Raw genomic sequence first — 14316 nt, 5'->3', positions numbered from 1 at the left:
TAAAACGCTTAGGTTTTGCCAATATTATTTAGGCAAACACTCCAGGTTCATATTTGTCTGGAACATAAAGTTAGACGCAGTAGTATGTCGTTCAGCAAAGAACAAATCGAAGCTATAAGAATTACCCTTCACGATACCCAGGCGGCCAGCAATCTCGTCCAACTTAATACTTCGTTCAAGTACCGAGTGAACACCACCGAGGTTAATGGCCAGTTTTCCATTGATGAACACAAACAAGTCATCATCACCACGGAAGGTAAATTCTTCCCCACCTTCATAATCAAAGGTTAAACGCGCCTCCAACGTGAAGTGGTAGTTATGATTCCAGCCTGGCGTATTGCCATACCCCATTCCATCAATCGGGAAGAAACTGCTATTTTTATATTGCCAGATGGTCGATCCAGGCTCACGCGTCATTTCCAGCGTCATCGGTATCTCAATATTCCACTCAGGCAACGAACGATACCACTTATAGAAATAGTAACTACCGTTAGTGGTCGGTGTTGCTTTTGGATACGCCGCATAGACAGGAATACCATCATCACCCAACTGTTCTTCAACAATGCCGTAATCTTCACCGATTCGGTATTCGAAGTCAGGGTGAATTTCCGGGTCAAAGTCACGGATGATAACCGGGAACGAACGTCGTGTATCTGTTGAAATCTCACAAGAGGAAGTACCCACTTCGATCACAACCGAATCCGGCGCACTGTCCATTTGCCCATCATTCACAATCAACTGAATAACGTAAGTACCCACTTCAACCGGTTTAAACCCAGAAGCTACCGTACTGGCCTGATCAAGGCTTAAGTTGCTGCCGGAAGGTTGACTGATCATACTCCAACGGTAAGTCAAGCTATCGCCATCCGGGTCAGAACTGCCAGAACCATCCAGAGACACTCGGTTACCCACGTTAATCGACTGATCCCTTCCGGCATCGGCAATAGGACGGGTATTTCGTGTAGATATCAATACGGTGTCAGGCTCACTGTTACTGGTACCATCGTTCACAATAAGCTGTGCAACATAGTCACCAGGCACATCAATTTGCAATGTTGGGTACACTTGAGTCGGATTAACCAGGCTCACTACGCTACCTTGAGGTTGACTAATCAAACTCCACTGATAGGTGAGTGAATCGCCATCTGCGTCACTACTGCCACTACCATCAAGATTAGCAATGCTATTCAGGTATACCGCCTGATCACTGCCCGCATTAGCAACGGGGGGCGTATTCTGGCTGTTGATAACCACTATATCCGGGTCACTGTCGGCCATACCATCGTTAACCACCAATTGAATGGTATACACACCATACACATCTGGTGTCAGGCTCGGCATAACCGCATTGGCATCCGTTAGAACCGTAGCAGAGTTAGCTGGCTGGCTGACTATGACCCAATGGTATGTCAACGGATCACCATCCGCATCGCTACTGGCTGAACCATCCAACTGAACTGCCGTACCAGGCCACCCGGTTTGATCGTTTCCGGCATTGGCAACTGGCTTGGTATTGCCCACCTGCAAAGTCACCGTATCCGGGTCACTATCGAGCAAACCATCATTCACCACCAACTGCACGACATAGGTTTCGCGCTGACTGATAGTAAGAGAAGGTTTAACGGAAGTTGCATTAGCTAAATCCGCTTCAGCATTAGCAGGACTCAAAATAGTCCATTGATAAGTTAATGGATCACCATCCTGATCTCGGCTACCGGAACCATCCAGAGCAACCACTTGATCAAGATTAACGGGCTGATCACTTCCTGCATCTGCGATGGGTTTGTGGTTTACGGCCTTAGTCACGATAGTCACAGTGTCAGGTGCGCTGTCTAATTGGCCATCGTTCACCACCAGTTTAACCACATAGCTACCAGCAATATCGGTTTGCAATGTTGGCTGCATGCTTGTCGCCCCTTGAATGGACGCTACGCTTGACGCTGGTGCACTCTCAAGTGACCAAAGGAACGTAAGTGCATCACCGTCAGGGTCTGAACTTGCAGAACCATCGAGGCTAACCACCTCACTTGGCACACCGCTCTGATCGTTGCCCGCATTGGCAACAGGAGGTCGGTTATATAGATCCAGCTTGATAGAAAGCGTGTCAGGAACACTGTCCAACTGCCCATCATTCACCACCAGCTGAACCACATAAACACCAGGTTCTGACGCTACAAATCCAGGGCTGACTGTCGCGGCATCAGTTAGAGACGCTGACGCACCGTCAGGCTGACTCAAAATCGTCCATTGATAACTTAACGTATCACCTTCTGGATCAAAGCTATGGCTACCATCAAGTGCCAATGTGTTATCGATGTAACCAGTAACATCACTGCCGGCATTCGCAACAGGCGCGGTATTTTGCTTGGTTACGGTAATTGTAGTGGTATCCGCATCACTGGTAAGAACACCATCATTAACTCTTAACTCCACAACATAAGTTCCCACTACATCAGGAACAAAGCTTGGAGAAACACTGGTATTACCAACCAAACTTGCTCCACTGCCTTCAGGCTGAGAGATCAGGTTCCACTGGTATTGCAGCAAATCACCATCAGGGTCAGAACTGGCCGAACCATCCAGATTCACGGTGCTATTAATTAGTGCGCTTTGATCGGCTCCGGCATTGGCTACAGGCGCGGCGTTCGCTTTGGACACAGTAACCGTAACAGTGTCAGCGGCACTGGTAAGCTGACCATCACTCACTTTTAGCTCGATAACATAAACACCCACCACCTCAGGAAGAAGGCCAGGCGTCACGCTTGTGGCATTCTGCAATGCAACACTGCTTCCTTCTGGCTGGCTGACAACAGCCCACTGGAACAGGAGTAAATCCCCTTCCGCATCAGAACTGGCCGAACCGTCCAAACTCACTGCACTGCCAACGTAAACGTTTTGGTCTGGACCTGCGTTAGCTACTGGTGCTGTATTTGGCACAACACAGTCGGGATAAACACCCCCATGCTCACAGGTTGGCTCTGGATCACAGTTCGGATACACCCCACCAAACTCACAAGTCGGTGCTGGATCACAGTTCGGATACACCCCACCAAACTCACAAGTCGGTGCTGGATCACAAGCTGGGTAAACGCCACCGAACTCACAAGTAGGAGCCGGGTTACAGTTTGGATACACCCCACCATACTCACAGGTCGGAGCTGGATTACAAGCTGGGTAGATTCCACCAAACTCACAGGTAGGTGCGGGGTTACAATTTGGATACACCCCGCCATACTCACAGGTTGGTGCTGGATTACAGTTTGGATAAACTCCACCGTACTCACAGGTCGGAGCTGGATTACAAGCTGGGTAGATTCCACCAAATTCACAGGTAGGCGCCGGGTTACACGCGGGGTACACACCACCGTATTCACAAGTCGGTGCTGAGTTACAGTTTGGATACACTCCACCGTACTCGCACACAGGGTCTGGTTCTGGTGTTACACAGACGATACGACTTAGATCAGTGTTATCCACATAATCAGCATTGTACGGCTGGAAAGGGAAATCAAGACCGGAATTAGGCTGACTCAATGCCATATCACTGTATACGGTATTTTGCTTCGCATGCACAATGGGTAGGCGACTATTCCCTTTAGGGTCAAGTACCCATATGCCATATTGGCTTTCAATACTGCCATTTACATCGGTCACTTTGTCTGCCTGACAGAATGAACTCACACCGTTTTCGACAGTTGTGCATTGAGCCCAGCTTACCAATAACCGGGACGAACCATCCCAATATGGAGAAAGCGCGCTGAACCAACCTCGGGAAGAAAGCTGATTGGGATAAAGATTAACGCCACCACCAGCGATAGGCTTAGGTGAAAAATTATTGAAAATTATTTGACTGTCAACGGCTTGGCCTGGAGCCTGAAACTCAAGAATATCACCGCCTAAAAATTGATTATATTGATGCTGTACTGTTGCAATAAGGTGGCCATTTTCAGCCTGAACAATTTTAGATATTTTAATAAATTGCTCATCAGAACTCTTTGTTGTTACAGTTTGATAAAGCTGCTCCAGCTCAGAACCATCCGCTGAAATTCTCAACAATGTGTAATTGTTACGCGCGACAATTTGTCCGGCTACGCTTGACCGTGAATACTGACAAGCTTCCACGTCAGACCAGTTAATTGGTGCACTAATACCGCTAGGATAATCGGATTTAAACAGGTCTGCGTGAGTAGCGTTACTGATGTCAGTTTTTTGGTACGTAGATGACCCACAGCTTGCCGCTTGCTCGTAACTTCTGGACCAGCGAACAAAAGCGATTCGACCATCTCGTAGCGTTGTTGGATTAATATCGTGATTGCTACCATAAGTAAGCTGAAGAATATCCCCACCTTCGGTGGTCATTGAGTGCAGCAAAGAAGGTTTTTCTTCTGGCTCAATTTTGTAACAATTTTCTTCAAGCTCAGGCGTAATGATATTCGGCACAGGGCTATTTGGATTGCCCGCGGCCCGATCAGTAGAAAAAACGATACGCCCTGTTTCAGTATAAGTTGGGCTCGTATCCTGACCAGCATTTGCTATCGCATCATCAGCGATAATTCTGCGTACAGAATGCGCTTCAAAGCTGTACTCGTAAATACTCCAGGTAGAATGATGGGGATCACCAGCAGGACCATGCCCGGCAAATAAAATACGCTTGCCATCGGCGGAAACACTGAGGTCTTTTACGTCGAAGCTATCAGACTGAAAATAATTTGATAACACCTCGGTGTTCATCGCATCAACACTCAAGGCTGAGCGACTGACAAGCTTGGCACCAGGGTTGAACTCATATGGCGAACCATAGTAAACGGGAGCGCTTGTTTTACTCAGAACAGCAGAGCGATACTTTTCCAAGTTCGCAGCTGACTCTTCGCCTAAATTACGCTCGACGTATACAAAAGGCGTGGTTGTTGACAGGCTTTTCTGCTCCGAGCTATTCGACTCTGAGCTACCTCCACCACCACCGCATGCAATAACCAGTGACGGAAGTATGAGAAAAAGTATGATTTTTTTCGAGATCCGATTTAGTGAATGCATAACATTTAATTTTTTATTTATGGCAGATCATGATGCCAATAAATGAAGAAAAAAAAATATATGACTTCACAAAACCGGGGTACCTTTCGTCGGCCTAAGCAACAAATCGTATAAAATGTGAACTCAATATATTTAAAATGCCATGACAGAGAAAAGCAAAGGTAAATACTAGGATTATATGAGGGGTTTTTGATCAAAAAATACTAACACAATAGAACCAAACAAAATTCAACCAAGATAATTACTAAGCATTAAATTGGAAATTTTTTAAACTACCTAGAAAAATCAACCACGAAACACAACTAGCACTTTACCATTAACACAAACTAATACTTTAGGATTATCAAAAATAATCAAAGGTAGCAAATCAAACCGCGATTTCTATTTAAAAAACCTACCCCAAAAACAAAACTGCCCCGCAAACAGGCGAGGCAGTTTATAAATTACCAAAAAATGTTAGTTAACTGGGTAAGAATTGGAAGGTATATTCAACTGGCGTAGCACTCACATCCCTCGGGCCGAAATTAATTTGCTTAATACCATGTAGAATGCTTTCTTCCAACGATTGGATACCCAACTCGCTGGAAATCAATTCCAGGTTACTTATGGAACCATCCGGCAAAATTACCAACTTAAAAATAAACTTCCCGCTCAGTTCCGGGTTAGACAACAACATCTTGTTGTAGATAGCAAAAATACCGGCTTTCTTTTGTTCAAAGGTTCTGCGAATGCTTTCCATATCACGACGGCCAGTTTGATAGGAGGAATAGGACGCAGACGAAACACCCGTTCCCGCTTCAATAGCCACACCTTCTACCGCGGTAGTTTCATAGGCAGATAACCCTGTTGGTTGGTTACTGATAAGCTCACTATCCACTTCAATACCACCACTACGTTTGGTCGCATTATCTTTGCCAAGTAAGTCTCTGGAGCTTTTTATTGCTTTACCACCATTGGTATCGGTGACATTTTTCCGCTGCATTTTGGCCAAATCAATAGACCCACGCAATGCACTAAGCTGGCTCGATAAATCCGTTAAACCCTGAGACTGTTCCACCGGTACCTTGTTTTGTGTTCTCGCTTTTCCCGCTGAGGTTGTTTGTTTATCCGATGCTTTTTTAGGTTTCGGCTTGGGCTTTGGTTTGGGCGGAGCCTTCGGTTCTATCGGCTTTTCACGGGATTTAAGTTGAACAGGCTTTAACAGCACCTTGGTTTTTACCACCGGTTTCTCCGGCTCTACATAATCTTTTTCAATAGTCGGTAAAAAGGGAATGACAATAAACATTATCGCCACCATTATCGCAATGCGTTTCAGGGTGCGAATAAACCGTTCTTCCTGCTCCTCATTCGGACTCCAGGGGAGCTCCAGATCAAGGGAAACCGCTTGCAATGAATAACCACTCATAGCTAGCCCTCAACCTTCTCAGACGTAATCGCCGTGCCGGTATCATCGCCCGGCATAATACCTTGAGGAGTCAGCCCCTCAATATCACCTGTACCGGCCTCCCCGCCTTCACCATAGGCATTGGGAAATACGGTACCTGCGATTTGGTTTACAGCTAAAGAGATATCCCTGAAATTTTCACCAGCACAAGTCATCATTACACTTTTCAGAATGGTATATGGCACATCCTTTTGCGCCATAATGGTCACACCCAAACCATAGCTGGTTTCATAAGCGTTTAACTTACCTCGTTTTTCAACATGCGCAATTAAAGCTTCTGCCAGCGATGAAATAACCTGTTCCGGTGCTTTAGCGATCTCTGGAACATTGGCAACAATTTCATCTTCCAGCCAAATGTTCTCATCATTAATAAACAGTTTTAAATCCGCATGCGGTGAAATGGTTGAAGCTGAATCTGGTAATTTAATAAATTTGGCATTTTCGATTTTTTGACTTTCACCAGAATTCATTAATAGAAAGAATACCAATATGGTAAAAATATCCATCAAGGCCACCAAACTTAACCGAATCGGCGGCGGTGATTTTTTGTATTTAAATATAAAACCTGAGCCCATCATTTTTTAACGCTCGCATCACCCAAGGAAATATTTGGGAAAAGTTCGATTTCAACCAGGCTCGCAACAACAGTGGTTTTGTATGATTTAACGGTATCCATGGTTAACACCAAACTTTGATAATCCGTATTTGGTGCACTCAGAATAAGGATATCCTGAACATCACTTATCTGACTTTTTACTTCCTGCAAGACCAATGACAACTTCGCGTAGTCATAGGACACACCTTCCTCAGTTTCTATAACAGGGATTTCACTCAACATGGTGTTTTGCGGATAAAACACTTTAAACCCCGCGTCAGTGATTTCCACTTCCAGCTGAGGTTGAGACTCACCGCTACTGCTGTATCCACCGGCCAGTTCAGGCAGTTTAATATCCAACACCGTAACCTGAGTGAACGTCATGGTAAGCAAAAGCACCGGAACCAGGACAATCATCAGGTTCATGAAGGATGTTACGTCCAGCTCTACCGGCTCAAATGTTTTATTGCGAATTTGAAAACTCATAAATTCATTCACTCACTGTTGCACTTGCCATATTCACGAAAACAGTTTGCGACTAACGCACCGCTTCCGTTTCTTGAGCCGATTCATCAGCGGCTTGAACATAGCTTTCTTCCGAGACTTCTTCTGGCATGGGTGCAGTAGTGTTATTTAATGCTTCCGCTGGTTGCTGGACAACAAGTTCCCCTTCGGGGGTCAGACTCACAGGTTGATTGTTAATGGCTACACCACCGTGCCCGGCACTTTGCACAGGACGAACAATACCGGCTTCGATTGCGCGGTTTAGTGTCATCACATTGAGAAATTTGACTGCTGACATTTCAATACTGGAAACAATCGCTGCCGTTTTATTTTGCAAAAGGGAATGAATAATCAGTAGTGGGATTGCCGAAATCAGACCAAATGCCGTGGTGTTCATTGCCACAGAGATGGACGACGATAGCATTTTGGATTTTTCTGCAGGGTCAGCATTGGCAACCGCAGTAAACGCCGCAATCAGACCAATAATGGTGCCGAGTAGACCAAGCAAAGTGGCAATATTAGCCAAAACGGACAAATAGCTGGTGCGAGTTTCCAATCTTGGAATGGTTTCCAACATGCCTTCACTCATGGCATTTTCGATATCCGCGCGCTGTTTTGAGACTTTCATCATATCAATCCCACAACCAATAATGCGGGTGACAGGTGTTTGAGTGTCGCGCGTATACAATTGCATTTTTTCCAGGTCATTGGTTCTTAGCAACGGCAAAAATGCATCGAATGCTTTCGCATTTCGAATCCTTTCCCGAGTCAAGAACAACCAACGCTCTATACTGATAGCAACGCCCAAAGCGAGCACAACGGCAATCGGGTAAATAAAAAACCCGCCTTCCTGAAAAAATTTCGTTACTGTACTGTAGATATCAACCACGATAGAACCTCGCTGTGCCTTCTTCTATTTCATAGGGTATTTTTAGTACCCATTTGAATATTATTATAAAAATATTTTTCTTAAATTCTTTGCTCAAGCAAACAATTTTACTCTTCCATTGGTTTCTCTAAATCCATTTCGTTATATATATTAATGGATCTAAGCATAACGTCACGATCAACCATTTCTAATGTCTGATCGTTTTTATCTTCGATATTCCAATAAAGCTTGTCCGGTGCACTGGTTCCCTTCCAGGGGATAAAATAACTCACTCCAGGTTGCTCTTTATCCCCGACGAAAGTCGATTCGAGCTTAATTGGGTTTTCCAGGTCATCAGCTTTCTTTTTCGCACTTTCCTTCTCTTCGGCCAATGCAGTCGAGCAAGCGAAGATCAAGCATATGCAAACTGTAAAAACACTGTAATGGCTTTTCATGTTCGTTCTCTCTGTAACAACCTGCATATTATTCTTTTACGTAGCGGGAGATACCGCCGGTGCCTGTTCAACATTCAATTCCACGGCAAGACCTGTCCGGCTCTGCATTTCGCGCAGCCAGGTTTCAGCCTGCTCGTCTTTTCCATCAGTCAAAAACTGGTAAGCTTCCATATGACGCTGGGCTGTCGCGGTATCATTCATATAAACATCAAGCAAAATTGCCAAATTCAAATGCGCCTCGGGAAAATCCTGCCAATGAGAAAGCGCCGTCGCATACACGTTTTGCGCGCGGACAAAATCTCCCTGCAAACGCTGTACTTTAGCGAGACGGATATAGGCATTCATGTTCACTTCGTTAATCGTTAACGCCTTGCTAAAGAATTCCGCGGCCTGAGTTAAATCACCTTTTAACTCAGCGATATCACCTAACATCACCCAGGGACCGGACAAGGTGCCATCCGCCTGCACCAACTTATCCAAAACCACTTTAGCCTCATCGTATTGCTTTGCCTTAAATAAGCGGCGCGCCTCAATAAAGAGCACCACCGATTGCTTATCTATACGCCCTTTTTGCAACAGGTAGGGATTCGGCATAGCAATGTATGGCGCTAACAGCCCCGTTTTCTTATCAATTTCACGCTTGGGTATGTATTGCAAGGTGGATTGAACGCTGGGCTGTTCTACCTCGACTAAGGCGTTATCAAGAGGTTGCTTGTCATTTGTGCAAGCGGCTAAAACAAGAGCAAACAGGGCGAGATAAAAACTTAGCTTAATTGTTTTCATTAACGTATCCCCTCACCATAATTTACGGTTGCTTCCTGCTTGTTGTACCTTGCCGGTTGCAGTTTGCGCATTTCGGCAAAACTATTCTCAATCCAGTTATTGTATTTCCCGTCCCAGGCTCGCTCGATATTCCCCTGATGTAAATCGACAGCCAGCTGCATAAACGGCAGTGCCTGCTCCTCAAGAATACCCATATATGCCTGCTTATCCTGTGAGGACAAGCCCGATGGAATGGGCGCACCACGAAGTTCACTGGCAAACTTTTGATACAAGCCGGCGATCTTAAAGCTGGAGGAGGTCACAAACTCCAAAATGCCGTAATCCGCCGCCATTTGATAACGCTCCGTTGCATTTTGCAGCATTTCGTTTTTCTTCACGATACTCTTATTCAATGGCAACCGGAGCTTGCGACGAGAAAATTCCGATGCGAAGTAATCACCATATTCCATATTGGCCCACGCCCCCAACCAACGACTGCGGTCAGTACGTTGATCACCACCTTTTTTGTCGCCATCAATAATTCTGCGCAACCAATACAGTTTTTTATTTTCGTCGTCGATCTTACCGTAGTTGGTTGCCAATCGATAACGAGCTTCCATACGGGTATCAAACGGTTGCTCGTAGTGGTAGGCATAACGTTTAAACTTCTCGATTGCCCGTTCATGCTGTCCATCACGCTCATACATGTCTGCAGCAGCGAATAACGCCTCTCGCTGTATTTCTGCATCCTTATCGTTTTGATACAAATACATGTAGCTTTCTGCTGCCTTACCCCAAAGCTCCTGATTTTCATGGGCAAAAGCAATTTTTCTTGGGAATTCAGCAGCTAACTCATGCTCGGGGAAATTCGCCATCAAATCCTGCAACTCAACAACCGCAGCCTGCCATTGCTTCAGCTCAAGCAGCAGGGTTGCGGCATCGTATTGTGCCGTTACACGTATTTTTGAATTAGGTGTGAGCGTTTTAATTTTTAACAGCTGTGTCGCGGCTTGATCTTTTTGCTCCTCAGCAATCATCCCTTCAGACTTTTTATAAATTGCGCTGGCCAGTTGTTCAGAAATACGTGTGTATTCTTCACCGTCCTGATTCACTAGGTTGCGCTGGTTGAGATAACTCTCTTCCGCCCCTTGGTAGTTACCTAATTTAAAATAGGAATGCGCCATAATACCGTAAGCAGTTTTCTTGAGGTTTTGGCTCAGATTTTGGTTGTGGGCAATCAAATCACTGGAAACCTGCAAAGCTCGTTCGTATTGTTCAAGACCAAACAGATATTCAGCTGCCCGAGTCAAGACAGAAGGCGAACGCTCATCCTGGTGATAGACTTCAGAAAAACGCAACATGCTTTCCACTGCGCGCGCCTGCCACTGCTTAATGGCTTTTTCTTTTTCCAGAGAGTCAATGTATTTTTGATAAGAAACAATCGCGGCGTAACCTGCTGTTGCTCCTCGTTTCTTCATGCTATCGCCTTGAATCTCATACGCAACCTTCTCGTATTCGGTGATGGCAGGTTCATAGCGATATGCGGAGAACAACGCATCAGCTTTAAGGAAGGTCATCTCTCCTACAGTTTCATCCTGCGGGAATGTGTCGATAAACTGCTGATAAAAACCCGATGCTTTATCAAAGGCTTCGATAGCGTCTTTATCCGCTTTTGCGTACTTGGCCTTATTCGGCTTATTGTTTGCCGCTTCAAGTTTCTTCATTGAATCGCGATAGCCCTGCCCTTTGGCATGGTACATACGCGCCAATTCATCTATGTATTCTTTTAGTGTACTGGTTAGGTCAACCCCCAGTTTTTCCTCACTGGCCGCCAGGTGCATTTTGTATTTTGAATAGATTCCGTAGGAGGCGACATAGTTTTCCTTCTCGGCCATCGCCTGTTTAGGGAAGCCACCTTTGATATAGGTATCAATCAATCGCTTATGCATCATTGGCGCGTGATTGGACTCAGGAGTGCGGCTAACAAATAGGCGGAAGGTATTCGCGGAATCTTCGAATCGCTCTTTATCCAGATAATATTGCCCAAGGTCTTGATACACCATCCACACATAAGGCTTATCGGCAAGGTTGTTGACGTGACCAATGGCTTCCGCACCACCAAGCTTGGATAGCGCCAGACTCATCGAGTGCAGTGTATCGTTGATTAAAGCACTTTTGGTTGCGTTCAACTCACCCACTTCCATTTGCTCTGCCAAAAGCTCATTCAAGACATGGGCGAATGATTTAAGGCAAGAGTTAAACCGGTTTTGCTTGTAGTAAGCCCAACCTAACATGTAGTGCGCATTCACTTGTAACTTGGCATTGTCGTACCGGGTAACCGCTAAATATGCGCGTTCGGCATTGGCATAATCGGCTTTGTTGAAATAAATGTCGCCTTTACGGAAATACGCCTCAGGGTTAAAGGGATAGTCGGGATGACGGGAGGTCAACTCATTAAGCATTTTAAGGGTTTCTTCCTGCTTCCCTTCCATGTCGTAAGCTTTTGCCAACTGGTAAAAGACCTCTGCGTTCTCTGGTGAATTAGGGTATTTTTCCAGAACCTCACGATAGGATTTAATCGCTTCCTGGTAATAGCTTTTTTCGGGTTTACTATCGAGCTGATCCTGAACACCTTCCATCATATATACATCTGCAATTCGGCGTTCGATTTGTTCTTTCAGTTTGTCATCTTCAAACAAGCTTAGAAGTTCTTGATACTCTTCACGAACTTCCTGATGGTTCATTTTTTTGAACTCAACCTTTTCTTCCTTTTTGCTATCCGAACGTTTGATATGACCAATGGTGTTCTTTTTCGGCGACGCACCACAGCCCACCAAAACGATAAGAAGAAAGAAGGTAAATACCCTAACCAACATCACCATTACTCCCCTTTCTCACTGTCATTTGTCATTGATTTTGCCTGTTCTAACTCCAACAAGGTACTGTCATATAATCGTGCTTTAGCCAAACGTGACTGCGCCCAGTAGTAACGCATTCGCTCTTCATGCTTGTTGAGCTCAACATTTACCAAGTCGCGCATAACCGGTTCCAGGACGGAAATAAATTTATTGGTTTCCGCCAACTGAACATCCAGCCGTTTATGCAGCGCCGCGACCATCCCGTCATAACTTTCCGGTAATCGATATGGCGCTTTCACATCTTTTAGCTGATTCACGGTACCTTGCAGTATTTTCAATTCTTGCATTGTGGTTTCAATAAGCGCAGACATACGATCCTGCACGCTTTCTTCCAGAGTCAGGGTCAATAAACGCAACTCCAGAGTCTGGTCGTCAAAACGGGATTGTAAGGTTTCGCTTTTTTGTAAAAACTGCCGGACATTTTTGTCAAATGTTTTTTGACTGGAGTTCTCCAGAATCAAGGCATGCTCTGCTGTCTGCTTCGACCAGTATTGTAAATTATTTTGAATATAATATAAGTCTGTTAATTCTCTCAGAACTTCGGTAAATGCATTACTGGCCATTAAATCAATCAAAAATGGCGTCAATTTTTTATAATCAACTGAAAGCTGTACTCCGTGCCACTCGGACTCATCCATAATCGCTTCAAGATTACGAATAAATTCACGGGGCACATCACGCAAACCAATAATACGCCTGGCCTCTTCCACCTGCTCCAGACCTTTTTTAAATTCCTTTTCCGCCAGTAGATTACTTTTTAACGCTTTACGGGGTTCGCCCTGTTGTTCGTATAAATGTGCAAGTAACACTTTTGCTTCCTGCACTTCAGGCAATGCGATTGAACGCTCATTGAGAATTTCCAATGCGGAAATAGCATCCTCAAAACGTTTCAATTTAATTGCCGCCCAGGCGTAAGTTAATAATGCGCGGTTAGAATATAAACCAACAGATCGAATTCCAGTCAGGTAATTCCAGGCTGCGAGAAAATTACCACTTTGAATCGCAAGCTGCGCCAATCCATGCCTTGCCCTATCTGCCAAGACAAGCAATTCCTCTTTCTGCCCGGCGTAACTGGCAACGTGCTCTAATTCACCGACGGCCTGAACAAGATTGCCGGATTTAAGATGACCGATCGCCATATTAAAACGCAAATAGGGATGGTAAGGTGAGGTTTGAGGTAGCACCTCAAATGCCTGTTCAGCTTTTTCTAGGTGGTTGCCATTAATATTAATCAGGGTGGCCAAATAATGATATTCGGCATGCACATCTGGCGACACTCGCCCTTTAATATTGCTTAACGCTTTGGCTGCATTTGCCGCATCGGACTTGTTGTAATACAACCTCGCCAGATAATACCAGGCACTATTTTGTGTTTCTTCATCATGGGTCGACGCGAGTAAACGCTCAAAGATTGGCAGAGCTTGATTTGGCACACCATATGAAACCAACATACCGCCTTTTAAAACCTGAGACTGATCTCCCAAGGCAATCGGGTTGCCTAGGTGACTAACGTATTCATGGTCAACTAAAGCGGTGAAATAATCTTGCTGGTAAAAATCATAGAAAACCGTCCCGTATTCAAGCGCCTGACGGGAACGGAGAACAGAATCAGGTTTACCATTTTTCGCCCATACATGTTCGGCATCAAAAACACCAAAAACTAAAAAGCAAAATATTAGTGCCAGCCCCGGTTTTGTTGAATTTACAGTAGATACACGCACAACAACCTCACACTC

General features: G+C 45.0%; 9 protein-coding genes. All 9 read right to left on the bottom strand.

Features of this window, described 5'->3' with window-relative positions:
- Positions 1 to 24: 24 nt before the first annotated feature.
- Positions 25 to 5034: a PKD domain-containing protein gene (locus P5V12_RS06025; protein ID WP_316956442.1), complete on the bottom strand. Its 5010-nt coding sequence runs from the start codon at positions 5032 to 5034 to the stop codon at positions 25 to 27.
- Positions 5035 to 5494: 460 nt separating this feature from the next.
- Positions 5495 to 6439, bottom strand: coding sequence for an AgmX/PglI C-terminal domain-containing protein (locus tag P5V12_RS06020; protein ID WP_316956441.1), 945 nt, complete (start codon positions 6437 to 6439; stop codon positions 5495 to 5497).
- A gap of 2 nt (positions 6440 to 6441) precedes the next feature.
- Positions 6442 to 6984 (bottom strand): ExbD/TolR family protein, encoded by a 543-nt coding sequence (locus P5V12_RS06015; protein WP_316956440.1) that lies wholly within the window; start codon positions 6982 to 6984, stop codon positions 6442 to 6444.
- Positions 6985 to 7052: 68 nt separating this feature from the next.
- Complete coding sequence (locus P5V12_RS06010) at positions 7053 to 7559, bottom strand: ExbD/TolR family protein (protein ID WP_316956439.1); 507 nt, start codon at positions 7557 to 7559, stop codon at positions 7053 to 7055.
- Between the two features lie 52 nt (positions 7560 to 7611).
- Positions 7612 to 8466 carry a MotA/TolQ/ExbB proton channel family protein gene (locus P5V12_RS06005; protein ID WP_316956438.1) on the bottom strand — a complete coding sequence of 285 codons (855 nt, stop codon included), beginning with the start codon at positions 8464 to 8466 and terminating at the stop codon, positions 7612 to 7614.
- A 107-nt stretch (positions 8467 to 8573) separates the two neighbouring features.
- A complete protein-coding gene (locus P5V12_RS06000) occupies positions 8574 to 8900 on the bottom strand; it encodes a hypothetical protein (protein WP_316956437.1) in 327 nt (108 codons plus the stop codon).
- 36 nt (positions 8901 to 8936) lie between these two features.
- Positions 8937 to 9683 carry a tetratricopeptide repeat protein gene (locus P5V12_RS05995; protein ID WP_316956436.1) on the bottom strand — a complete coding sequence of 249 codons (747 nt, stop codon included), beginning with the start codon at positions 9681 to 9683 and terminating at the stop codon, positions 8937 to 8939.
- Complete coding sequence (locus P5V12_RS05990; protein ID WP_316956435.1) at positions 9683 to 12538, bottom strand: tetratricopeptide repeat protein; 2856 nt, start codon at positions 12536 to 12538, stop codon at positions 9683 to 9685. Before P5V12_RS05990 ends, P5V12_RS05995 begins: the two co-directional genes overlap by 1 nt.
- 5 nt (positions 12539 to 12543) lie before the next feature.
- The gene (locus tag P5V12_RS05985; RefSeq protein WP_316956434.1) at positions 12544 to 14301 is read right to left on the bottom strand and encodes a hypothetical protein; all 1758 of its coding nucleotides are present in this window, start codon (positions 14299 to 14301) and stop codon (positions 12544 to 12546) included.
- Between the last annotated feature and the right edge of the window lie 15 nt (positions 14302 to 14316).

Origin of the sequence: Teredinibacter sp. KSP-S5-2 (genome assembly GCF_032773895.1) — a bacterium.
GTDB lineage: Bacteria > Pseudomonadota > Gammaproteobacteria > Pseudomonadales > Cellvibrionaceae.
Note: the sequence above shows the minus strand (reverse complement) of the source record. Positions and strands in the feature narration are given on the sequence as shown.